Annotated in this window: 23 protein-coding genes and 1 pseudogene; 4 read left to right on the top strand and 20 right to left on the bottom strand. The window is 42.1% G+C overall.

Going from position 1 to position 24,975, the window contains the following annotated elements; genetic code table 11:
- Positions 1-68: 68 nt before the first annotated feature.
- The 17 genes from pcaD to LU276_RS00865 all read right to left on the bottom strand — a co-directional run bounded on the left by pcaD (position 69) and on the right by LU276_RS00865 (position 17,946).
- Positions 69-845, bottom strand: a complete 777-nt coding sequence (pcaD, locus tag LU276_RS00945; protein WP_284673840.1) for a 3-oxoadipate enol-lactonase — start codon at positions 843-845, stop codon at positions 69-71.
- Positions 846-855: 10 nt separating this feature from the next.
- On the bottom strand, positions 856-2,061 hold the full coding sequence (pcaF, locus tag LU276_RS00940; RefSeq protein WP_284674539.1) for a 3-oxoadipyl-CoA thiolase: 1,206 nt from the start codon (positions 2,059-2,061) through the stop codon (positions 856-858).
- Positions 2,062-2,084: 23 nt separating this feature from the next.
- The gene (locus tag LU276_RS00935; protein WP_284673839.1) at positions 2,085-2,735 is read right to left on the bottom strand and encodes a 3-oxoacid CoA-transferase subunit B; all 651 of its coding nucleotides are present in this window, start codon (positions 2,733-2,735) and stop codon (positions 2,085-2,087) included.
- A gap of 11 nt (positions 2,736-2,746) precedes the next feature.
- Entirely contained in the window at positions 2,747-3,433 is a 687-nt protein-coding gene (locus LU276_RS00930) for a 3-oxoacid CoA-transferase subunit A (RefSeq protein WP_284673838.1), read from the bottom strand.
- 19 nt (positions 3,434-3,452) lie between these two features.
- Positions 3,453-4,853, bottom strand: a complete 1,401-nt coding sequence (locus LU276_RS00925; RefSeq protein ID WP_284673837.1) for an SLC13 family permease — start codon at positions 4,851-4,853, stop codon at positions 3,453-3,455.
- Positions 4,854-4,908: 55 nt separating this feature from the next.
- Positions 4,909-6,090: a benzoate/H(+) symporter BenE family transporter gene (locus LU276_RS00920; protein ID WP_284673836.1), complete on the bottom strand. Its 1,182-nt coding sequence runs from the start codon at positions 6,088-6,090 to the stop codon at positions 4,909-4,911.
- 44 nt (positions 6,091-6,134) lie between these two features.
- A complete protein-coding gene (locus LU276_RS00915; protein ID WP_284673835.1) occupies positions 6,135-6,935 on the bottom strand; it encodes a 1,6-dihydroxycyclohexa-2,4-diene-1-carboxylate dehydrogenase in 801 nt (266 codons plus the stop codon).
- 77 nt (positions 6,936-7,012) lie between these two features.
- Positions 7,013-8,407, bottom strand: coding sequence for an MFS transporter (locus LU276_RS00910; protein ID WP_284673834.1), 1,395 nt, complete (start codon positions 8,405-8,407; stop codon positions 7,013-7,015).
- A 19-nt stretch (positions 8,408-8,426) separates the two neighbouring features.
- Entirely contained in the window at positions 8,427-9,623 is a 1,197-nt protein-coding gene (locus tag LU276_RS00905) for a M20 aminoacylase family protein (RefSeq protein ID WP_284673833.1), read from the bottom strand.
- A 116-nt stretch (positions 9,624-9,739) separates the two neighbouring features.
- Positions 9,740-10,753 (bottom strand): benzoate 1,2-dioxygenase electron transfer component BenC, encoded by a 1,014-nt coding sequence (gene benC, locus LU276_RS00900; protein ID WP_284673832.1) that lies wholly within the window; start codon positions 10,751-10,753, stop codon positions 9,740-9,742.
- Positions 10,754-10,855: 102 nt separating this feature from the next.
- A complete protein-coding gene (gene benB, locus LU276_RS00895; protein ID WP_284673831.1) occupies positions 10,856-11,365 on the bottom strand; it encodes a benzoate 1,2-dioxygenase small subunit in 510 nt (169 codons plus the stop codon).
- The gene (benA, locus tag LU276_RS00890) at positions 11,362-12,747 is read right to left on the bottom strand and encodes a benzoate 1,2-dioxygenase large subunit (protein WP_284673830.1); all 1,386 of its coding nucleotides are present in this window, start codon (positions 12,745-12,747) and stop codon (positions 11,362-11,364) included. The genes benB and benA overlap by 4 nt, the downstream gene beginning before the upstream one ends.
- Before the next feature lie 54 nt (positions 12,748-12,801).
- The gene (locus LU276_RS00885) at positions 12,802-13,845 is read right to left on the bottom strand and encodes an MBL fold metallo-hydrolase (RefSeq protein ID WP_284673829.1); all 1,044 of its coding nucleotides are present in this window, start codon (positions 13,843-13,845) and stop codon (positions 12,802-12,804) included.
- 87 nt (positions 13,846-13,932) lie between these two features.
- On the bottom strand, positions 13,933-14,856 hold the full coding sequence (catA, locus tag LU276_RS00880) for a catechol 1,2-dioxygenase (RefSeq protein WP_284673828.1): 924 nt from the start codon (positions 14,854-14,856) through the stop codon (positions 13,933-13,935).
- A gap of 100 nt (positions 14,857-14,956) precedes the next feature.
- On the bottom strand, positions 14,957-15,247 hold the full coding sequence (gene catC, locus LU276_RS00875) for a muconolactone Delta-isomerase (protein ID WP_284673827.1): 291 nt from the start codon (positions 15,245-15,247) through the stop codon (positions 14,957-14,959).
- A gap of 37 nt (positions 15,248-15,284) precedes the next feature.
- Positions 15,285-16,397 carry a muconate/chloromuconate family cycloisomerase gene (locus tag LU276_RS00870; protein WP_284673826.1) on the bottom strand — a complete coding sequence of 371 codons (1,113 nt, stop codon included), beginning with the start codon at positions 16,395-16,397 and terminating at the stop codon, positions 15,285-15,287.
- 205 nt (positions 16,398-16,602) lie between these two features.
- Positions 16,603-17,946, bottom strand: a complete 1,344-nt coding sequence (locus tag LU276_RS00865; RefSeq protein WP_284673825.1) for an MFS transporter — start codon at positions 17,944-17,946, stop codon at positions 16,603-16,605.
- Positions 17,947-18,281: 335 nt separating this feature from the next.
- On the opposite strand from LU276_RS00865, the gene LU276_RS00860 reads away from it, so the two are divergent.
- From LU276_RS00860 to LU276_RS00840, 4 genes and pseudogenes are all read left to right on the top strand, one after another.
- Entirely contained in the window at positions 18,282-19,211 is a 930-nt protein-coding gene (locus tag LU276_RS00860; RefSeq protein WP_284673824.1) for a LysR family transcriptional regulator, read from the top strand.
- A gap of 395 nt (positions 19,212-19,606) precedes the next feature.
- Entirely contained in the window at positions 19,607-20,173 is a 567-nt protein-coding gene (locus LU276_RS00855) for a LexA family protein (protein WP_284673823.1), read from the top strand.
- Positions 20,100-20,698: pseudogene (locus tag LU276_RS10030) on the top strand (Y-family DNA polymerase). The gene LU276_RS00855 and the pseudogene LU276_RS10030 overlap by 74 nt, the downstream one beginning before the upstream one ends.
- A gap of 39 nt (positions 20,699-20,737) precedes the next feature.
- The gene (locus LU276_RS00840; RefSeq protein WP_284673820.1) at positions 20,738-21,400 is read left to right on the top strand and encodes a DinB/UmuC family translesion DNA polymerase; all 663 of its coding nucleotides are present in this window, start codon (positions 20,738-20,740) and stop codon (positions 21,398-21,400) included.
- Between the two features lie 66 nt (positions 21,401-21,466).
- Here LU276_RS00840 and LU276_RS00835 read toward each other — a convergent pair whose 3' ends face one another.
- The 3 genes from LU276_RS00835 to LU276_RS00825 are packed head-to-tail and all read right to left on the bottom strand — an operon-like array spanning position 21,467 to position 24,559.
- Positions 21,467-22,843 (bottom strand): UvrD-helicase domain-containing protein, encoded by a 1,377-nt coding sequence (locus LU276_RS00835; RefSeq protein WP_284673819.1) that lies wholly within the window; start codon positions 22,841-22,843, stop codon positions 21,467-21,469.
- Positions 22,836-24,062, bottom strand: coding sequence for an ATP-dependent nuclease (locus tag LU276_RS00830; RefSeq protein WP_284673818.1), 1,227 nt, complete (start codon positions 24,060-24,062; stop codon positions 22,836-22,838). The genes LU276_RS00835 and LU276_RS00830 overlap by 8 nt, the downstream gene beginning before the upstream one ends.
- Complete coding sequence (locus LU276_RS00825; RefSeq protein WP_284673817.1) at positions 24,056-24,559, bottom strand: AAA family ATPase; 504 nt, start codon at positions 24,557-24,559, stop codon at positions 24,056-24,058. The genes LU276_RS00830 and LU276_RS00825 overlap by 7 nt, the downstream gene beginning before the upstream one ends.
- Positions 24,560-24,975: the final 416 nt, after the last annotated feature.

Here is a 24,975-nt window from a genome sequence, read left to right as displayed (position 1 = left end):
GGTTGTTTGAAAATAGCTGGCTGGTACAGGCTGAATTTAGCTATGCTAATTACCTCACCTAACCTTAATTAATTTAAAAAAGATTTAATAGTCTGATTAAATACCTCTGCTTTCTCAACATTAGCAATATGCGAAGCCTCAATAATGGTAAGTTTGGCATTGGGGGCATGCTCCACAATAAATTCACCATCGGCGACAGTGGTTACAGGGTCAGCACTGCCCGTAATGACCAGCATTGGCACTTGCGAATCTTTTAGGTCATCACGCAAATCGGCAATCGCCAATGCTTCACAACAGTTGGCATAACCATCTTTGTCGCCTTTGGCAAGGTTTTGGCTAAGATGTTTGACATTCTCAGGGTTGTTTTTGATAAAAGTATCAGTAAACCATCGGCTGGGGGCGGTATCAGCAATGCCTTGCAAGCCATTAGCACGTACGCTGTCTGCTCGTTCTTGCCAAGCGGTTTGGTTGCCAATTTTGGCGGCGGTATTTGAGACGATGATCTTATTAAAGTAGCTTGGGTGATGAATGGCAAGCCAGATACCCGTCAAACCACCCATAGAAATACCACAAAAATTCGCCTGTCTAATGTCAAGATAATCCAACAAATCCACCACATCTTGCCCAAGTTGTGCTATGGTGTAGCTCCCCTCTGGTGTGGAGCTGTCGCCATGTCCACGTGTGTCATAACAGACAATAAAAAAGTCTGTTTGTAGAGCGTCAATTTGGGCTTGCCACATGTTTTGATTTGTTCCCAATGAATTGGAAAAAATCAAGACCGGTTTTGTCTTATCACCAAAAGTTTGGTAATTTAAACTGACTTCATTATTGGTAAAAATTGGCATATTGCACCCCTTAAACTCGCTCAATAATCAACGCAATCCCTTGACCCACCCCAATGCACATACTGCATAGAGCATATTTACCACCTGTCTGTTCAAGCTGATTTAAAGCAGTTGTTACCAGCCTTGCCCCTGACGCACCCAATGGGTGTCCTAAGGCAATCGCACCGCCATTGGGATTGACACGGCTATCATCATCAGCCAAACCTAACTCACGAGTACACGCTAGGGCTTGGGCAGCAAAAGCCTCGTTAAGCTCAATCACGTCCATGTCATCAAGACCAAGCCCAGTCATGGCAAGCAGTTTTTTAATGGCAGGAGCAGGGGCAAAACCCATAATGCGTGGCTCAATACCAACGGTTGTACTAGCAATAATTTTGGCTCGTGGGACAAGATTAAATTTTTCTACCGTTTCATCAGAGGCTATCAGTACCGCACACGCCCCATCATTGATACCTGAGGCATTGCCGGCGGTAACCGTGCCATCTGGCTTAACCACAGGTTTGAGTTTTGCCAAAGCGTCTTGGGTTGTATCGGCTCGTGGGTGTTCATCTTTATCCACCAAAATTGGCTCGCCCTTTTTTTGTGGAATAGACACCGAAATGATTTCTTTATCAAAAAAACCTTTATCTTGGGAGGTTTTGGTAAGTGTCTGGCTTCTTAGAGCAAATTTATCTTGGTCTGCTCGGCTGATGTTAAACTGCTCGGCGACATTTTCTGCGGTCTGTGGCATGGTATCCACGCCATAAAGCTCTTTTAGTTTAGGGTTAATAAACCGCCAACCCATCGTGGTATCTTCTAGTTGATGAGACCGCCCAAACGCCGTCTGTGCCTTACCCATCACAAAAGGGGCTCGGCTCATGCTCTCCACCCCACCTGCGATGATGAGATTCATCTCGCCTGATTTAATGGCACGATTGGCGGTTGCAATGGCATCAAGTGATGAACCGCATAGACGGTTTATGGTCGTTGCAGGTACCGTTGTTGGCATTCCTGCCAGTAGAGCAGACATTCTACCAACATTGCGGTTGTCCTCACCTGCTTGGTTGGCACAACCAAAAATCACATCATCAACCTGACTAAAATCTACATTGCCATTGCGTTCCATGATTGCCTTGATAACAGTTGCCCCCAAGTCATCAGCACGAATGCCTGACAATGCCCCACCATAACGCCCAAATGGTGTGCGAATGGCATCAATAATATAAGCGTTTTGCATCATAATTCCCCTTAATTTTTTATTTAAATGGTTGCATCAATCAGACTTGCCCCTGTGAGTCGTTGTAATTCCCCAAAAGCCAAACCTTCAATTTTTTCAATGACTTTTAGACCCTCCGGTGTAACATCAATCACACATAGGTCAGTGTAGATTCTATCCACGCATTTTTTGCCCGTTACTGGGTAGGTGAGGTTTTTGACAATTTTGGGGTCGCCCTTTTTGGTTGTATGTTCGGTTGCAACAAACACCTGTTTTGCTCCCACTGCCAAATCCATCGCTCCGCCTACCGCAGGAATAGCATCACTCTCGCCTGTGTGCCAGTTGGCAAGGTCGCCATCTTCATCAACTTGAAAAGCACCCAATACACAAATATCCAAATGACCGCCACGCATCATCGTAAACGAATCGCCATGATGAAAGAACGAACCACCTGTGAGCATGGTAACAAACTCTTTACCAGCATTGATAAGCTCTGGGTCTTCTTGCCCCGCTTCTGGGGGCGGACCAAAGGCGAGCAAACCGTTTTCAGAATGTAAAAAAATCTCTTTGTCTTTGGGTAAGTGGCTGGCCACTTTGGTTGGCAGTCCTATACCTAGATTGACATACGCCCCTTCTGGAATGTCTTTGGCGATACGGCTTGCGATTTGGTCCCGGCTTAGTTTTTGATAAGTCATGATATTTTCCCTTATTCTGTCATGGCGTGCGTTACAGAGGTTAGCTCAACGATATGCTGCACAAAGATACCTGGCGTGATGATGTGTTCAGGGTCAAGCTCACCAAGCTCTACCACTTCACCCACCTGAGCAATGGTAACATCAGCCGCCATTGCCATGATAGGACCGAAATTACGAGCCGATTTGTTGTACACCAAATTGCCCCAACGGTCGCCTTTATGGGCTTTGATAAGGGCAAAATCGGCTTTGATTGGGTATTCAAGCACATAATCCTTGCCCTCAATATGACGAGTCTCTTTACCTTCGGCAAGCAGTGTACCAAACCCTGTTGGCGTATAAATCGCCCCAAGCCCCATACCTGCCGCCTGAATACGGCAAGCCAAATTGCCCTGCGGAACAACTTCAAGCTCAATCTTACCGGCACGATACAACTCATCAAAGACATACGAGTCAGCTTGACGAGGAAATGAGCAGATGATTTTTTTCACCGCTCCTGTTTTTAGCAGGCGTGCCAATCCATAATCGCCATTGCCTGCATTGTTACTCACAATTGTCAAATCTTTGACATTACAATCAATGAGTGCATCAATCAGCTCGGTAGGCTGACCTGCCGGTCCAAAACCGCCGATGAGAATGATTGAGCCGTCTTTGATTTGACTCATCACCTGGGTGAGTGATTGGCTGGATTTATCAATCATTGTTTACTCCTTTTAAAAATTATATCAACAACACATACGCCCACAGCGTAACAATTCCAATAGCAACCCAGTTTAAGAAAAAACCGACCTTTACCATCTCTTTTTGAGCCATATAGCCCGTAGCAAAAGCAATGCCATTAGGCGGGGCAGCAACAGGCATCATAAAGGCACAAGATGCACCAATGGCAATAACCATCACCAAAAGCTCATTTGGCAAACCAAGCTGTGTGGCAACAGACGCAAAAATTGGCACCATCAAGGCGGTTGAACCTGTATTGCTGGTAAATTCAGTCAAGAAAATCATAAAACAAGCGGTCACAAAAATAATAAAAATCACAGGCATACCCGCCAAATGCGTGGCAAGTTGTTCGCCCAGCACCGCTGAAGCTCCTGAATGCTTCATCACATTTGATAAGGTAAAACCGCCACCAATCAACAATAAAACACCCCATTCGGTACGCTCGCTGACCTGTTTCCAAGTAGCAAGACCAAGTACCATCACACTTAAGGCTCCCATCATACCAATCATGGTGTCAGGGCTATCAAAACCAAAATACCCTGAAATCTGCTTACCAAAAATCCAACAGGTCGCCGTTATGACAAAAACAACAATCGTTAAAATTCTAGCAGGCGTCCAAGGAATTTCTTCATCACTAACCACGATTTTTTGATTCAAATTTGGTTTTAAAATCAAATACATGGTAGCGATCAAGGTGGGCAATAACACCACAAGTAATGGTAAAGCCACTTTTAGCCAATCCATAAAATCCATGCCAAGCTGTTTGGCAGCAATGCCATTGGGTGGTGAACCCACAAGCAGCCCAATGCCACCAATCCCTGCCGAATAGGCCACACCAAGCAAGATGAAAATGCAGGTATTTCTGTCTTTTTCTCTATCAAGCTGTGTAAGCAACCCCAGTGACAATGGCACCATCATCGCCGCTGTGGCGGTATTACTAATCCACATCGACAGTCCTGCGGTCGCCAAAAACATCATCATTACCGCTCGTCCCAAATGTCCATTTGATAGACGCATAATCCAAAGGGCAATTTTTCGGTCAAGTTTTTGCACACTTAACGCTGCTGCTAGCGCAAACCCGCCGACAAACACATAAATAATTGGATCCGCAAAATTAGCAAACGCCGACTTGGTATTAAATTCTGGCACACCAGCCAATACCGCCAAAACAGGAACAAACAGAGCTGTTGCGGTGATATGCACTGCTTCAGTCAACCATAACACCCCAATAAAAAACAAAATGGCAAGCCCTTTATTGGCATTAGCATCAAATGGTAAAATCACAGCATATAAAAGATAGGCAACGACTGCTGCTATGGAAATAATACCAATGCCACGATAGATCTTTTTTGGGGTTTTGGCAAAACCTCCTTGATACAAAGTTTCGTTTTTTTGCGCCATAATTCACTCCATTGCCAAATCATTTACCACATCAATAAATCAATCCTTTTTATTTTTACCATCTCAGCTTATAAAAATAAAAACTCGCCATGCCAAATACAATGCCCCAAAACACCGAACTTAACCCAAACAAGCTCATGCCTGAGGCTGTTACCAAAAAGGTGATTAACGCAGGCTCTTTTTGTTCGCTGTGTTGCATGGCAATGCCAAGATTGGTCAATAATGCCCCAAGCAACGCCAAGCCTGCCAGCATGGCGATTAAACTTTTGGGAAGCATGGCAAACAAGCCCACCAAAGAACCTGCAAACACCGCTCCCACCAGATAAAACACGCCATTAAACACACCGCCGATGTAGCGTTTGTCAGAGTTTTCGTGGCAATCTTTGCCCATGCACAAAGCCGATGTTACCGCCGCCAGCACAATACTAATGCCCCCAAACACCGCCACAGCGAGCGACAGTAGGCTTGCACTATTGATGATGGGCTGACTGGATACTTGATAATTATTAAGCTTAATGAGTGCCATTCCAGGTAAAAATTGCCCTGTTAAATTTAAAATCACCAACGGCAATGCCAAATTAAACACTGCCTGCCACGAGAATTCTGGGGCGATAAATATGGGCTTGGCAACACTCAATTCAAAAGCTTGGCTACCATTTATGAGTCCCAATAACCACGCCACCAAAAGCCCTATCAAAAGCACCCACACAATCGCATAACGAGGCAAAAAGCGTTTGGCAACCAAAAAACTTGCCAGCATGGCACAGGTTAACATCGGTTCACTGCTAAATGACGAAAACGCTCCCACGCCAAAACCAAACAAAATCCCTGCCATCATACCACCTGCAATGCCCTGCGGAATGCAATGCAATACCTTATCAAAATAGCCACTCATGCCAATGGCAAGGCTCATCACGCCTGCGATGAGATACGCCCCCACCGCTTCATTAAGGCTAATGCTGGGAAACAGGCTGACCAAAAGTGCCGTTCCAGGGATTGACCAAGCGAGCAAAATCGGCACTTTGTGGCGTAAAGATAAAAAAATACTGCCAACTGCCGAGCTAATTGACACCGCCCAAATCCATGAAATCATCATGGCGTTATCCACACCTGCCGACTGCCCCACCTGAAAAAATATCACCAACGGTCCTGCGTAAGAAATCGTTACCGCAAGCAAACCCGCCACCATTGCCGACAAAGAAAAATCTTGCTTAAAATCCCTAAATACGCTCATCATCCACACTCCGTGTCAGCCATATTTTTCCAGTGATGGGTAAAAAGCTATCCTTGATCGCCACCGCCCACAGGCATGACCGCGCCTGTCATATAGGACGACTCATCGGACGCCAAAAACAAAATCGCATTAACCTGCTCGTCGATCGTGCCATAACGCCCCAAAAAGGTGCGGTCAATGGTTTGTTCAACCACCTCTTGCATCCAGCGTTTTTCGTCCTCGCTTTGGGGGTTGGTGTTTCTTGGGATTTTGCGTGGCGGAGCGTCTGTACCGCCTGTCGCCACCGCATTGACACGAATGCCGTCTTTGGCGTGTTCAAATGCCAAACTTGCGGTCAAGGCATTTACCCCGCCTTTTGCCGCAGAATAAGGAATGCGATGAATGCCACGAGTGGCGATGGACGACACATTGACAATCACGCCTGACTGCTGGCTAATCATACAAGGTAGCACCGCATGACAACACCACAAAGTTGGAAACAACGAGCGGTTGATTTCTTTGATGATTTCATTTTCGGCAAATTCCTCAAACGGCTTCATCCAAATCGCCCCACCGACATTGTTAATCAGCACATCAATGCGCCCAAATTTTTCAAGGGTTTGCTTGGCAACTTCTTGGGCTCCTGCATACTGTTCCAAATCGGCTTTGACGATGAGATGATCGCCTTTTTTGCCAGTTTTTTGTAATTTGGCAATCTCATCGGCGGTTTCTTGCACAAAATCCGAAAAATCCACCAGCACCACATTTGCCCCCTCTTTGGCGACTTGCAAAGCCACGCCACGCCCAATTCCCTGAGCTGCACCTGTCACAATCACCACCTTATCTTTAAAACGCTTGGTTCTCGACATGATTACTCCTGTTATACTTCATGTTGTCATGCTTTGATTTAAAATAGAAGGGTCTTTTAAATCCCTACATAGCGGCGTTAAACCGATTGCGCAGTCTTTTTAGGAATCATTACCAGCACTGCCAATGTTGCTAGTACACCAAAAGCCACCATCGTCAAGAGGGCATATTGACCTGCCAAATGCACGCCAGCATCCTTAAAGGTGCTAAAAATAGTCGCTCCTGTGGCGATGCCAAAGGACGCACCCAAAGCACTTGCCATTTTAAACACACCTGCCGCCACGCCTGCTTTATCAAGAGGCACATTGACCATCGCACAGTCCGCCGCAGGGGTAGAATAACAACCCAAACCAAAGCCAAACACCGCAAAAGACACAATGACCCACCACATATACACTTCGTGCGACACAAAGGTCATGGACAGCCCCAATGCTCCAACCGCCGTGATTGCCGTGCCGAGCCACATTGGGGTTTTGTAGCCGAATTTTTGTAGCAGTTTTTCGCTCACACGAATCATAATCATGACCATGACGACATAGCCCAAAGATTTGACCCCTGCTTGAAATGCAGTCAAGCCATGTCCTTTTTGCAAATAGGTATTGATAATGATAATCGTGCCTGCCATGCAGTTTAATAAGAAGTTGGACAAACACGCCCCACTATAACCACGACTGTTGAACAGCGAAAAATCCAAAAATGCCTGATGTTTTTTCTTGATTTCGGTGCGAAAAAACACAATCCCCATCACCACCGCCCCAGCGAGCATGGTTAGCGTAAAACCATTCGTAAACCCAAGCCCAAACCCTTTGGTGATGAGCAAATTTAAACACAAAAGCCCAATCACACAGCTAAACAGCCCCACATAGTCATAACGACTGGTAGAAACCTCGTGCGACTTGCTCTCTGGCGTGCCTTTGATGAGAAGCATACCGACCACCGAAATGGCGATTGACAGCAAGAAAATGCTTTTCCAGCCCATGCTCGTGGCGATTGCCCCACCGACAAAAGACGAAAGCCCTGAACCACCGAACGAGCCAATCGACCAAAAGCTAAACGCCCTTTGTCGTTCGGCTCCGTGATAATAATTTTTGATGATGGACAAAGTCGCTGGCATGATACAGGCGGACGACAGACCTTGAAGCACTCGCCCAAGCCCAAAGGTGAAAGGATTGGTGCTAAAATACAGCACCAAACAGGCGATGATGTTTAGAGTAAAGCCCACATAAGTCAAACGCACTCGCCCAAATTTATCCGCCAATCCGCCCATTAAAATGATAAAACAGCCAGAAAACAGTGAGCCTAGGCTAATTACCGCATTGAGCGATGTATCACTCATGCCCAAATCTTTTTGAATGGACGGCACGACATTAAACATCGACTGATAAAACAGCCAAAAGGTCAAAACCCCCAGCACCATGCCGATGAGCAGTTTGTCGTTGCCACGAAACTCATTTTGTGTTTGTGTTGTTGTCATAAAAAATCCTTTTTTTAAATCACTTCAAATAGTTTTCCACAAGACCACAAAAGTACGCCCCAGCCGTAGCGATAATCTCATCATTAAAATCGTATTCTGGGTGATGCACCATGCACGCAGAATCACCACCCCCATTGCCGACAAAGCAGTAATTGCCGTTGGGGTTAGCCTCTAGCATAAAGGCAAAATCCTCGCTTCCCATAAGCGGAGCAATGCCTGTATGCACTTTGTCCTCGCCCACCAAATTTTGGGCGACTTTGACGGCAAATTCGGTCGCATCACTGCCATTGACGGTGGGCGGACAGCCGTTGATGTGTTCGACTTCGGCACTTGCTCCAAAACTTTTGGCTTGAAATTCCACCACTTCTGTAATGCGAGATAGCACCTTTTTGCGCACTTCAGCATTTAGGGTGCGAACGCTTAATTTTAACAGGGCAGAATCATTGACCACATTGGGGACATTGCCAGAGGTGAGTTGCCCCACCGTAATCACCGCTTGCTCAAGCGGACTGACATTGCGAGAGACAATGCTTTGGAGGGCAATGGCGATATGACACGCCACCAAAGTCGCATCAATGCCGTATTCAGGCATCGCCCCATGACTGCCCACGCCTTTGACATGGACATACAAAGTGTCGGAGGACGCCATGACCGCCCCAGTTTTAAAATAAAACTCGCCTGTCGCTAGGCGTGGCATGTTGTGCATGGCAAAAATCACATCGCAAGGAAATTTGTCAAACAAGCCGTCCTCTAACATGACACGACCGCCATAAAGCAGCTCTTCGGCAGGCTGAAAAATCAAATGCACCGCACCATTAAAATTGCGAGTTTTGGCAAGCTGTTTGGCACAAGCAAGCAAAATGGTGCTGTGTCCGTCATGCCCACAGCCATGAAATTTGCCTGCGACTTGGCTGGCATAAGGTTTGCCCGTCTTTTCCACGATGGGCAAAGCGTCCATGTCGGCACGCAGTCCGATGACTTTATCGCCGTTACCGTTTTTTAGGGTGGCGACAATGCCTGTTTTGGCAAGTCCACGATGTAGCGTATAGCCCCATTCGGTCAGGTACTTGGCGATGAGATTACTGGTTTCAACCTCTTCAAAACCCAGCTCAGGATTTTGGTGGATGGTTTGGCGAATGTTCGCAAAAAACGCCTGTTCGCTCATCAAATCACTCAAATGCTGCGGGTTTATAGCAATGGTATTAGACAGGGACATATTTACTCCTTTTGATAGATGATGACAAATTTCAGCCATTAGGTACTGACCACTAGGGGTAAAAAAGATTTTAATGACTTTTATGAAATTTACAAGCAATCCATTTTGCCGCCATCTTAATTGGCTGAGAACTTCTCAAACAAGAAGTTTTGCACCGTGATGTTCTGAACTTCCAACCAATCACGCACCGAATCAACCATTGCCACAGGTCCACACAGATAAATATCCACATCGCCGCCATTTAGCCAGTCATCATCAATATGAGCAGTGACATAGCCTTTACGCTCATGGGTGGACATCTCATTGACCACAACTGTACGATAATCAAACCAGTCATGTTTCGCCTTAGAGTCATCTAGCGCATCAATACCGACCAAATCCTCATCATTGGTCACGCCAAACACCATGCGAATAGGAAAATCCGAACCTTTTTCGTCAAGCACTTTAAGCATGGATAAAAACGGCGCAATCCCCGTCCCACCTGCCAAAAACAGCGTTGGGCGAACCATCGGACGCAGATAAAAACTGCCAAAAGGTCCTGTAAAGCTCATTTTGTCGCCCACTTTGGCGGTATTTGCCAAGAACGAACTCATCTTGCCATTGGGGACATTTCGCACCACAAAGCTGGTTTTGCGGTCGTTTGGCTTTGAACTGAAAGAATAAGAACGAGTTTCATCAGTGTTTGGAATTTTCACATTAACATATTGCCCTGCCAAAAAGCTGATTTCTGGTTCATTGTTATCCAATTCAATTTCAAAACAAATGGTGCTATCGGAGACTTTTTGTAAATCGGTCAGCGTACCACTGAAAGCATGGATTTGGGTTTTGCACACAGCAGAACTTGCCAAAATCTGAATGACCGAATCTGAAGTTGGATAACATTGACACGCCAAAACATAGCCTTTTTCAGCATCTTCAGGGCTTAGGGCGTCCTCGATGTACATGTCGCTATCCATGTCATAAGTCCCAGACTCATAAAAAGCTCGGCAAGTGCCACACGCTCCGTCTCGGCAATCTAGCGGAATGTTCATTTTTTGGCGGTAGGCAGCGTCTGATAAAACTTCGCCGTCACCCACTTCAATAAACCGGGTAACACCATCTTCAAATTGTAAAGCGACTTTGTGACTCATAAAAATATCCTTATATTTTTTATGCAATAAGTTGGCTGTTGGCTGACTGGTTAAATTAAGGCAAAATGGGATTGGTAATTCAACTCACCAATCCCATTTTTATCAAATATGATAAACATCAATGACTTGGTGAATGTAGTCATTTTTTAGAACGACATATTTGCTCAAAATTTTAAAGCTGTCGCCTGAAACATCGATTTCGTAACGAGACATACCAAAATGCTGAGAAATCGTCTTATAGCGAAAACTAAGCGTATGCCAATTAAAGCGTACCGTTGCCTTGATACCTTCTACACTTTCTACCTCAATGTTGTTAATATTGTGGCTTGTGCGAGTATCGGGAATGGTTGCTGATGAACGCTCAGTTTTGATACGAAACACTCGGTCTTCTAACCCTTGACGATCTGGGTAATAAATCAAGGAAATTTCCGCCATTGGGTCTGTGATGAGGGTATCATCATCGTCCCATGCTGGCATCCAAAAAGATGCTTCTGGAGCATAACAGTTTAGCCAATCGTCCCACTGCTCATCGTCCAAAAAGCGAGCTTCTTGATACAAAAACTGACTGATTTTATTCTGTAATTCTGCTGATACTACTGGTACATTATTCATGCAACTTCTCCATGTTTTTCAAGCTTGCGTTCATTAGAAATGGCACGCTTCATCATTTCTATCCAATGCTCGTGCTGTGCTAAATACAATCCCTCATCTTCGGTTTTGACACCGCTTAGTTTAGGCTTTAATCCGATTTCATCAGCAACCTCATCAGGTCCATGCACCCAATGAGTTGCTCCACGACACATGTCATTCCATTCAAGCTCAATTCCGGCATAGCCCACCTGGCAAGAGCGGAACTCCTCTAGATCATCTGGGGTCGCCATACCTGATGCATTAAAGAAATCTTCATATTGGCGAATACGTCTTTGGCGAGCCTCTGCATCCTCACCCACAGGTGCGATACAATAAATGGTTACTTCAGTTTTATTAACGCTAATCGGACGCAGTACCCGGATTTGGGATCCAAATTGATCCATCAGATATACGTTAGGGTATAAGCATAGATTGCGAGACCGCTCAATCATCCATTTTGCCATCGCCTCGCCGTAGAGCTCTTTATAAGTGTCGTATTGGGCGTAGTTTGGACGGTCTTCTGGGTTTGCCCATTGTGTCCAAAGAAGCATATGCCCATGTTCAAAACCGTATGAGCCACCGCCTTGTTTGCCCCAACCGCCTGCACTCATAGCACGGATTTTATCCTCTCCCGCTTGCTTTTCTTTGCGTTGTTGGGTTGTGGCAGCATAGTTCCAATGTACTGCAGACACATGGTATCCGTCGGCACCATTTTCGGCGGTGAGCTTCCAGTTACCTTCATAAGTGTAAGTTGAAGAACCACGAAGAACTTCTAAGCCATCTTGAGCTTGACCGACAATCATGTCAATGATTTTGGTCGCTTCACCAAGATATTCTTCAAGTGGCAGGACATCAGGATTTAAACTGCCAAACAAAAAGCCTTTGTAGCTTTCAAAACGAGCGACTTTTTTTAAATCGTGCGAACCGTCTTTATTAAAACTTTCAGGATAACCTGCGTCTTTAGGGTCTTTGACTTTTAAAAGTTTGCCAGAGTTGTTAAATGTCCAACCGTGAAATGGGCAGGTATAGGAGGATTTGTTGCCTTTTTTGTAACGGCAAAGCTGAGCCCCACGATGTGAACAGGCGTTAATCATCGCATTTAATTCGCCATCTTTGTTGCGAGCAATGATGATTGGTTGGCGACCAATATAAGTCGTATAATAATCGTTGATTTCTGGAATTTGGCTTTCATGTGCCAAATACACCCAGTTGCCCTCAAAGATATATTTCATTTCCAAATCAAATAAAGTTTGGTCGGTAAATACAGAGCGATGAACTTTATATTCGCCAGTTTCTGGATTTTCTACTAAAAGCTCGTCAATGCGGTCTAAATGACTGGTATTGACAACAGGAATCTTTGGCATTTTATTTTCTCCTTGCACAAGCTGGGGTCAAATACAATTTAAATGAAATAACAATTAAGGTTCATACACCTCAACGCCATTTGCGTTGAGCGAAAAACTCATCAAATCCCGTCCAACCTTTAACGCTCCTTGATAATTGGCACGAGTACGCTCAATCAATTCTTCGTCAGGAATACCGATGATTTTTGCCGATACGCCATTGACAACATGGGTATAAACCGCCATTTTTGGCTTGGTTTGGCTAAAAATCTCGCCTGCTTGGCGTGGGTTGGTATGATGAGCATAGACTTGCGGTAGGGCATTGGTGTCTTTAAATTCAGCCACTTCGTGAATGAGCAAATCTACACCTTTGCCGTATTTGATGACATTTGGCGAGGGAATGGTATCGCCACTAATGAGCACCGAACGCCCTGCATAATCCACACGATAGCCCAAGTTTGGCTTAATCGCTCCTTTGGTATCATGTGGCACATCAAAGGCGGTAATCACCACACCATTTTGGTTAAACACGACGCCCTCACCCTCAAATTCATGAGCAACAAGCCCCGTCGTTTCCGCTTTTAGTTCGCCATCAGCAACACGCACTTTAATGTCATCAGCATGGGCGATTTTTAAGCCTTCAACCAATGCTTTTGCCCCAGTCGGACCATAAACATTTAATGCACCGCTACTGCGACCACCAAACGCAGGAATATAACCCGTCATCCACAAATCGCCCAAACCATTGGTATGGTCAGAGTGATAATGGGTAAAAAATACCGCATCAATTTTGCCAAGTGGTACACCCGCTTGGGTCAAACGCACCGCATTGCCACGCCCTGCATCAATCAAAATATTAAGACCACCAGCTTGTACCAAAGTTGCAGATCCATAGCGATGAACGCTCGGCACTGGGCTACCTGTACCCAATAAGGTTACTCTCATTTCACCTTCTTTTGGGGCAAGGCGTGCTGGGTGGGTGCTTGGTGCGTGTAGGTATTCAGGATTTGCCTGAACAGCCGATTGGGACGAAACCGATGTTGTCGAACACGCCATCAGACTTAGGGACAATGCCGACACCGCCAAAACAGACAATCCTTTTGTAACTTGATAACTCATTTACCACTCCTTTTGTAGGTTATGTTGTGGATTATGGGGATTGTATCTTAACCCTATTGCTAAGATACAATCTACCGATAACAACGATCAGCCCTGAGCTCGTCTTCTGTCCACTTCGGTAGTTGGGGCGGTTTGGGTGTCTTTGGTTAGTTTAAAATCAAAGGTGATGTGCTTAAATGGCTTGTCTAGTCCATATCTGGCAAGCTCTTCTGGACTTGATTTGTCGGTAGCAGTAGCAACCAAGCCTTCACGAGTACCGAACGCAAAGTCGTCCCAGAGGTATTTGTCGCCTTCGATGTTAAACTGAGTGGTGAGCTTACGGAAGCCGTCAGCCGTGATGAAGTAGTGAACATGCGATGGACGCTGACCATGACGACCTAGCTTGTCAAGCAGGGCTTGCGTTGGTCCATTCGGTGGACAACCATAACCAACTGGCATAGTAGTTTGGGCACGATAGCGACCGTTTTCATCGGTATAAATGGTACGGCGAAGGTTGAAATCAGATTGTGATTTATCAAAGAATGAATAGTTGCCCTGACCGTTAGCGTGCCACATTTCCACTTTGGCATTTGGTACGATGTTGCCATCCACATCAGTCACCACACCCTCAATGATGAGCGTGTCAATCTTGTCAGATTCAGAGCCATCGTCCATGCGGGCAAAGCCCACGCTCTCAGGAGCTCCCGCCACATACAGTGGGCCTTCGATGGTACGAGGTGTACCGCCTTGTTCTACGCCAGCTTGACGGTCTTTTTCGTCTTCAAGCAAGTCCATGAAGTGCTCTAAACCAAGACCAGGTACAAGCAATCCTACTTCGTTGGCCTGGCCCAAATCAGAAAGGTACTCCATGCCTTTCCAAAGCTCAGTTTGGGTGATGTTCAAATCCACAATGGCTTCAAACAAATCACCCAAAAGACGAACCACAATCTCTTGCACACGAGCGTCCACTTCACCTGTAGCGGTGTCCACATTCATTTTTTTAACCAAAGCATCAATTTCTTGACGGTTCATACTTCTTCTCCTTGTCATGGTGTAGCTGGCATCTCCAAATGGCTGGCTACGGTTGGGTTAATTGCTATGAGAGTGCATAGCCACTTTTGTAAATTAAAAATCAGCTATCATCATCACGAATAGATGACGGATGACGGTTTAAAGGCATAACCTCTATGTTCATAAAAGGGTAGAGTGGTAATCCCTGCAATATGGTGTGCAACTCCTCATTACTCTCCACATCAAAAATACTGATATTAGAATATTGGCCAGAGATTCGCCATAAATGTCGCCATTTACCTTGTTTTTGAAGTTCCTGCGAGTAGGCTTTTTCGATTGCCTTAATCTCATCAGCTTTTTGTTTGTCAAAGTCAACTGGAATGTTGACATCCATTTTTACATGATAAAGCATAATACCTCCTTATGTTTTGTCTAACTATATTAACATCTTACGAATGTCGTGCTAATGACAATATTTTTTCCTCATCCAGCTCAATGCCAAGCCCTGCACCCTTTGGTACTTTTAATTCAAAATTCTCATAAGCCAGAGGAGTTTTTAGAATTTCTTCGGTCAAAAGCAACGGTGCAAACAGCTCTGTACCATAAGCTAAACTCTCAAAGGTGCTAAATACATGAGCGGATGCAATCGTCCCCACCGCCCCTTCTAGCATGGTGCCACCGTACAAATCAATCCCTGCAAATTGAGCGATTTTGGCAATATCACATGCCTCCATTAGTCCGCCCGCTTGCTCTATCTTGACAGCAAACACATCAGCACAGCGATTTTTGGCAAGTGTGTAGGCGTTTTGTGGTGCCATAACTGCTTCGTCTGCCATAATCGCCACATCAAAACGGTCGGTTAGATATTTTAAAAGTTCGGTATCAAAAATAGCACAGGGTTGTTCAATTAAATCAATGCCACCATCTTGCAATGCTTGTATACCCTTAATGCATTGCATTTTACTCCACGCACGATTAACATCCACACGGATACTTACATCCCGCCCAAGTGCTTTTTTGATAGCGACAGCATGTGCCACATCTTCTTCTACCGCTTTTGAACCAATTTTTAGCTTAAAAATATTATGCCGACCACTATCAATCATCTGCTTGGCTTCAGCAATATCCTTGTCAGTGTCGCCTGAGGCAAGCACCCACAGCACAGGTAAGCTATCACGCATCCGACCACCTAATAGCTCACTGACAGGTAAACCTAATTTTTTACCCCAAATATCAAACAATGCTGTTTGTACCGCGCATTTGGCAAAGCGATTGCCAATGATGTTTTTATTAAGCATCTGCGTAATTTGAGCAATGTTCATCTCGCCGCTGATACTGGTTAATGAGGGAGCGAAATACATGTCCAGATTGGTTTTGATACTCTCAGGACTTTCTTCGCCATAGGACAAACCACCAATGGTTGTCGCCTCACCCCAACCCACAATCCCTTCAGCAGAGGTTATCTTCACTAACACAAGGGTTTGCTTTTGCATGGTTGCCACTGACATCTTATGTGGACGAATGGTTGGTATGTCCAAGATGAACGTTTCTAATTGATACACAGTATTCCCGATTATTTTTTAACTCAATTTATATTGCCTTCCTTGCTTGGGATGGGCATATTTATACTCTAAAAGAATATAAATAAAAAAACAAATATCATTTTTGCATTTTTTTATACTTTATAAGTATAGTTATTGAGTATAAACACTCAATTTTTCACCAACAAAAAACCGCTTTAAAAGCGGTTTTTTTAGCATCCAAGTCTTACTTAGTGCTAGAATTTTTGATGTCCACCAAGAATATCGCCACTGCTGCAATTAGACCAGGAATTGCAATTGCCATAAAGTTCATTTGATGAGCAAGCTGCAAGCCAAGCAAAGCACCTGTAAGCACAGGACCAACGATTGCTCCAATCCTTCCTACACCAGAGGCAAATCCCATGCCTGTCGAACGTACCGCAGATGGATAGTATTGCGAAACAAAAGTATAAAGTAAAATTTGAGAACCAATGGTCGCTGCACCAGCAATGGCAATAAGTGTATATAATACAGGAGCTGGACTATTGAACCCCAACAGAATAAGTGAGGCCGCACCTAGCGCAAACATCGATACCAATACAGGCTTGATATGAAAACGGTCAGCAAGAACACCACCGCCAATCGCGCCAATCATACCACCGATATTCAAAGCAAACAAAAACAGCATACTCGCCCCCAATGAATACCCTGCACCAATCATCAGCTTAGGCAACCAGCTCGCAAGTGCATAAACCATTAACAGGCACATAAAGAAAGCAACCCAAAACATGATGGTGCTGACCGTTCTGCCCTGCTGAAACAAAGCTTTTAAAGGAGCAGAATCCTCTGAAGTTACAACAATCGGTTCAATCTCATAATCTTTATTAGCGTACGCAGGGTCTATTTTAGCAATGATCTTTTTAGCCTCTGCATCACGCCCCTTGCGTTTTAGATAAAATAACGATTCTGGCAACATCGCCCAAATGATTGGCAATAAAAGCACAGGAATACCGGCCAGCATAAACACAATCTGCCAACCATGCACTGGCACAAGAGCCTTACCAAGCAAAGCTGATGCCATGCCTCCAATGGCATAACCACTAAACATCACCGCCACTAGCGTACTTTTCATGCGCTTTGGAGCAAACTCGGTTGTCAGCGCAACCACATTAGGCATAACACCACCAATCCCTAGCCCAGCAATGAAACGCAATACAGCAAACTGTACGGGAGTCTCAGCAAATGCACCCAAAAAAGTAAACCCTGCAAAAAGCAAAATGCACAGCATAATCGTTTTTTTGCGCCCCAGCTTATCGGATAATGTCCCAAAGCCAATCGCTCCAAACATCATACCAAACAATGCAGAACTGGCAAGCCATCCAGCTTCCACCGATGTCAAACTCCATTGCTCCATCAACAAGGGTAGTGCCACCCCGTAAATAGCCAAATCATATCCATCAAAAATAATAATAAGTAAACACCACAACAACACCTTCCAATGAAATGGTGTAAATTTAGCATGGTCAATAAAATCATCAATACTCACCCGCTCGGGTTTATTGGCTGCTGTTTGGAGAACCTGTTCACTCATAACCACTCCTTAGTTAAAAATATGGTAAAATTTTCAAAAAATCTCTTTACAATTCAACTAGCTAAATTTTGTCAAATTTTGACTAGCTGTAGGTGCAAATTTATTTGATTTTTAAACAAATTGCAAAATCAAATAAATATGGATTTAGACTATTTTGGTATAAAACCATACTTGTTTAAACAAGAAAAAATAAATATATTATGTAATTAATTGAAATTATTAATTTTTTTATTTTTTTCAATAATTTTAAGATGAGCCTCCTATAAAAAAATACTTTAAAAATATAATATTTTTGATATCCTATAGATATAAATACAAAATTATGGAATTAAGACATGGATATTCGTCATCTTAAATACTTTGTTGCTGTTGTAGAAGAGCAAAGTTTTACTAAGGCCTCCGAACGACTATTCATCGCTCAACCACCGCTAAGTCGACAAATCCAAAATCTAGAAGATGAGTTAGGCTTGCCACTATTAGAACGCGGTAGCCGACCTATTAAGACAACAGAAGCAGGGCAATTTTTTTATCAATATGCCAAAAGAATTTTGGGCAATATGGAACAGATGGTTTCCATGACAAGAAGAGTTGGACAAGCCGATAAAACCTTAAAGGTAGGTTTTGTCGGCTCGCTGCTTTTAGGGTTATTACCACAAGTTATTTTTGAATTCAGAAAACTGCTGCCCAACATCAATATCGAACTCGTTGAAATGGGCACTTTAGAACAAATCGAGGCGCTCAAATCGGGAAAAATTGATGTAGGTTTTGGTCGGTTAAAATTTAGCGATCCTTCCATCGCAAGAATTTTGCTCAGAGATGAATCCTTGGTGCTAGCAGTCAATGAATGCGAACCACGTTTTATCGGTTTTGACGGGGTATATTTGAGTGATGTCACTGATGAAGTGCTTTGGTGCTATCCAAATGTTGGCGACCACACCTTCGCAAACTACATTAAAAATGTTTTTGCTGAACACGGTCTTAGTCCAAAAGGCATTCGTTATATTTCCAACATCCAACTCGCACTTGGGATGGTCGCATCTGGCGAAGGTATATCCATTGTGCCACAAAACAGTAAAGCCATCTCAATGGCAAACCTAAAATATCTACCCATACTAGATGCCGGTGCAGTCAGCCCTATATTTTTGTCTTTCCGAAATGGGGATGATGGTGAATTCATTCAGTTATTACTAAAAACTATTGAAATAATCTACCAACAAATCGGAATTAATAAACAAATAACTTTAAACTGCCCACCCAACCCTTAGAATCCTTCCATGATATTAGATGATAGCCATTAAATAAACTTAAATAACACCTTTCATATATTATATTGGATGCACTAGTCCAGACCTGATCTGACAATCATATTTGAAAAAAGAAAGTTTCCCATATAGAACACTTTTAGGGATCTTATAATTTTTTTTGATTTTATAAATTCAAATTTCCATCACCGACGCCCTCTTCACACATATTTAAACAACCAATGAATTGATAAGCTGATGGGTTTTTAAGTTGATTTTTACGCGATTTTCCTTTAAATTTGATTAAGTTACTTAATCAAGTTGGATTGTGCGTCATGTCTGATATCAAATAACCTTTAAACAAGACCAAAGGCTGTGGTCATGGCGGTAAAAGAGCCAATGCTGGGCGTAAATCGACTTTGGGTGAAAAGACGGTTGTTAAACGCATTCCCATTTCTTGTGTGCCTATTGTCGATGATATATTGGCTACCAAAAGAGCCTCTTATCACCTTAAGCCATCAAAGTACATGGGCAGATTGCCTGATGATGTGCTTTATTTATCAAACACACCAAGCAAATTAGACATCCCTTTGTATCAAGAGAAAGTTGCTGCAGGCTTCCCCAGTCCTGCTGAAGGGTATTTATCCAATAAGATTGACTTAAATGAGCTTTTGGTGACTAACCCACCTGCAACCATCATGATTCGCTGTGGTGGTTTGTCCATGCTAGATGCAGGCATTGATTTAGATGATCTGCTTATTGTTGATCGATCGCCCATGACAGAGCATAATGACATTGTGCTGGCAAATGTGAACAATGAGTTTACCATTAAACGCTTGGTAAAAGGCACACATGGCTTTGAGCTACATTCTGAGAACAACAGTGGCGATTATCCTAACTTCATACCCAGTGATGGTGATGAATGGTCCATTGTGGGCGTGGTGTCTCATGTCATTAAAAAAACACGGGGCGCATGGGGTCGCTAGAATGTATGCCTTGATTGATGGTAACAGTTTTTATTGTTCTTGTGAGCAAGTATTTAGACCTGCCTTAAAAGATAAAGTGGTTGTTGTTTTATCCAATAACGATGGTTGTGTGGTATCACGCACCGCACAAGCCAAAGCTTTGGGCATTAAGATGGGCATGCCTTACTTCAGGTTAAGCATCTGGTGTCTCAAGGCTCATTGTTTGCTTTTAGCAGCAATTATGAACTGTATGGCGACATGTCTAATCGCATGGTGAAAACCATTGAGGGTATGGTGCCTGCTGTTGAGATTTATTCGATTGATGAATGCTTTGTGCAATTAAGCGGCATCAAAGACTTACAAGGGCTGGGCAGACAGATCAAACAGCGTGTCATGCAGTGGGTGGGCATACCCACCTGTGTTGGCATTGCTCCGACCAAGACATTGGCCAAATTCTGCAATCACCTTGCTAAAAAACACCCTAAGCACTTTGGCAAGGTTGTGGTGTGGACTGATTGGTCTTTTGAGTGCAGCAGCGCGCTTTAAAAAGCGAGCCTGTGGGTGAAATCTGGGGAATTGGCAGCAATGAACATCCATTCAGCTTGGGATTTTGTACAAGCAGACGAAAGCTTTATTAGACATCACTTTAACATCACTGTGGCAAAGATACATTTAGAGATGAAAGGCTTATCCCGCTTGGCATTAGAAGAAGCACAAAGCAGACGTCATATTGTGCGCAGTCGAAGTTTTGGTAAGTTGGTTGGTGATTTACAAGCTTTACAGTCAGCAGTGACGCATCATGTTAAAAGCGGTGTGCAAGCACTTAGAAAAGAGCACAGCAAAGCTCATACCATCAGTGTGTTTATCCATACAGACAGATTTAGACAAGATGAGCAGTACAGTGGGTTAAAAACCATCGGATTGCCTCATGCCAGTGATGATGTGATACGCCTTCATCAAGCAGCTCAAGAATTATTAAAGCAGATATACAAACCTCAATATCGTTATAAAAAGTGCGGCATTATGCTTGGTGGATTAAGCCAAGGACCTTTTGAGCAGTCATTGCTGTTTGATGAAGCATCTGACGATGATAGATTAATAACAGCTTGGGATGGGGTGATGACACGCTTTGGAAAGAACAGCATCACCCTTGGCACAGGATTATTAAACAAAGACTGGCAGATGAGAAGAGATCATTTGAGTCCTTGCTTTACAACGGATATTAATGGGCTACTTGTGGTTAGATAAGTCTCTTTATTGCGTTCTAGCTTAACTATTTTTCAGAGCCGGACAACTCTTTATTAAGATATATTTTTATACAAAAAACAAGCGTTTTTCAGCCCTAGTACACGCTACATAAAACATTTCGGCATTTCTATCCATCCCCCTAAAATCATTTTTCTGCAAAACAACATTTCTAAACTCCAACCCCTTGGCAGAATGTATGGTCATTGCAATATTCTGTGTTTTATCCAACTGATAAAACTGTTTTGTAGTATCAAGGTTGATGCAATCTATAATTTCTGAAAAATGACTGGGATTTATTATCCCAACATGATCATTTAATGATTTTAGTGTATCAATACATAGATCGTTTTTAAAGTCTTGTATTAATTTTCTAGCTATTCTTGTATGAATATGGGATAAAAACTTCTCCTTAAAGTATACTTCTTCTATTGATTTTGAGAAATACAATTTAAATAATGAATCTAAATAATTTTGATACTGCGGGTCTTGTTGGCTTTCAATAAAATCAGGAATTTTTACTAAAGCTAAATCAAGCTCCTTGATAATGGCTCGACTTTTTCCTGTACTCCAAAATAAAAAACACAATCCTTCATTATTAAATTTTTCTTCACTAAATTTCTCAACAAGTTTTTCAGCGGATATATCAGCAAATACTCCGTATGAAGTTCCATCCTCACAAGATATACTATTTGCTTGTGGGATAACATAGCTTTTTGCACAACTATCAATTAAAGAATGGCAACGAAAATTTCTGCTTAATTGATAAACTTGGTCTTTGAAATATGGATTGTTTGCCATGCTTTTAAATTTTTGCGAATCAGCCCCTCTAAATCCATAAATGGCTTGTTGTGGATCCCCAACCAAAACAACTTGTATACCATAAGATAAAAATAACTCTACAATTTTATACTGCAAGAAATTATTATCTTGTGCCTCATCAATGTATATTGCTTCAAATTTTATTTTTAAGTATCTTCTGATATATTTATTTTGTTCAAGGCATTTGATTGCGTATTCAAATAAGTAATCATTTTTTGACTTTCCACCACTAGATGTCATAATTTTTCTATCAATAACCTTACTTAACCACTCTTTTAAACTACTTGAGCTATTATCTGGATTAAAATCAAATAAGATTTTTTGGCTTCTAAAAGATTCATTAAACGCTAAAACATGATGCAACAAGAACGAATGAAATGTCATAGCAATAATTTGACTTCCATTTAATTCTTTTACTTTTTTCAAAATATCATCAGCACTTTTGTTAGTAAAACTAATAATTGCAATATTTTTCCAAGGTTTAATTCCTTTGGTCTGATTGATTGCTCTTCTAACCAATGTATTGGTTTTTCCCGAACCCGCATTAGCAATAATCATGGCTGATGAAAATTGTTCTGACTCAACGATATCTTTTTGCTCATCTGTTAGATTAAAATTATTCATCAACCAAATCCTTTAAGCATTTAAAGTTCTCATGATAAAAAATTTTCTTGGCTTCAGCATGTGTGGCATTTTTGGTAAATTCCCACATATTTATCCATTTTGACTCCTGCAAATCTTTAACAAATTTATCGTCTTTATCAAGGCATGTTGCCAAATCATGCTCCAAATCAATTTTTGATAGATATATTCCTAAGCGAGAAAACTCATCAAAACAATTTTTATTGCTTAAAATTTTGTTTCTAAAATCTTCTTTTGCTTCTAAAATGGTAGATTCTGATGCATCAGGTCCCAAGGCAATATTGTCTAACTTTTCTTTTTCTTCGCAATCACAGAGTAAATTGAATAAATCAATGCAACGATTAAATCCTAATGCGGTTAATTCATCTTTTCGTGAAACTTTAGTAATATCATTATCTGTTTTAATAATAATCTTAATACCTAATCCTTTTAATATTTGAATATACTTATCAAAATAGATGCCCGCAATACTTTGCACAATGATATCTGTTCTATCGCACCCTAATGTATCTAATACCCATTCAAAAAGTAATTTCTCAGATGGTCCCTCAACCAATAAAACTCTATTAACAAATAAACATTGTGCTACGTTTTCCATTAAAATATTTTTAAGGCTGTTGTATTGAGCTCCTATATTGGCAATTTCTGAATGAATTGCTATCTTTTGTTTTTGCTTAAACAAACGAATTAAATTAGCCTCATCACTAATTTTAAAAAATAATTGTGGTGAATGAGTGACCAAAAATAAATAAGGGCTGAATTCTTTATTAAAAATAGTTTTGGATAACTCAATCTGTGATGAAATAAAAAGATGATTTTCAGGCTCTTCTATTAATAAAATTGGAATCTTGCCATCGGCAGCTTGGCCCTTATTAAGCAGATAACTTATAAGAGAATACATTACCTTCCTGACTCTTCCATCGCCTGATGTGGGATATATTTTTGCTTCAACCCCATCTTCTGCATGCTTTGCATCAAACATATAAATATCTAAATTATTATGAAAATCACCGAAAGTATGATTTGGTGATATCTTTATTTGATAATTTTTATCAAATACTTCAAGCTGTTCATTTAAATCTGATTCCATAGTTTTTACTGTAGACAGCTTTGATATCTCAACATTGATTGAATTATTTAAATTTCGTATTGTTTGCTCAATATCTTTGTCATCGACATGTTTCTCATGGCTGCCTAACAATTCTTTTTAAATTCTTTAAATTTAGATGTCATGTCATTTTGCGATGGAATAAATACGCAATAAAAGATATCATCTAGCACGGTACGATTTAATCCGCGCATGAGAATTGCTAATAAATTTTCATTCTCAGAACCCCAGTACAAATTGCTAATAAATTTATTATCTTCTAACTCAATAGACAATTTGATAATAAAATATTGATTATCGTCCACACTCGCATTTTCAGCCTTAGCAATAATAATATCATTAAATTCATTTTCTTCTGATATGTCCAAATAACAAGATATTTCTATAGGCTTAAATGTAGTACAGGCATGGAAATCTGTATCAAAAATTTGACTATTTCTCGTGCGGCGATCAAATAGTAAGCACAAAGCATAAATTAAATTGCTTTTACCAACATCATTCATGCCAAAAATTAGGTTTTTATTTGACAATTCAATTTCACAATTATCAAAATTCCTAAAATTCTTAATTTTTAATTTTTTGAGCTTCATACATCACCTTTAATCTACCACAAATCAATGTGTGCCAATCTTCAATTCTATCATTTTACTTTTTTACCACAGAATAAAAAATAGCACAACATCGACAATAGGGCTTTCATGATCAGGGCTGAAGTTCTCAGAAAAATCTATAAGTGAATAGCATCTCACAGATATGGCATTATATAGTATAATAAAATACCACTACCCTAAACACAGGAACCGCCATATCTGCCTTAACCGAACTCACCCAAAAATTATCCGAAATCTTTCAAATTGACCGTGCCGATTTGGACTTTGGCATTTACCGCATTTTAAACAGCCGAAACGAGCAAATTGAGCACTATCTCAACCACACACTTCCCCAAGTCGCCAATAAAAAACTCAAAGAAAACAGCGACATTCAAAACGCCGTGTATCGCCATTTG

The sequence above is a fragment of the Moraxella haemolytica genome (genome assembly GCF_030177935.1).
GTDB classification, from domain to species: Bacteria; Pseudomonadota; Gammaproteobacteria; order Pseudomonadales; family Moraxellaceae; genus Moraxella; species Moraxella haemolytica.
Note: the sequence above shows the minus strand (reverse complement) of the source record. Positions and strands in the feature narration are given on the sequence as shown.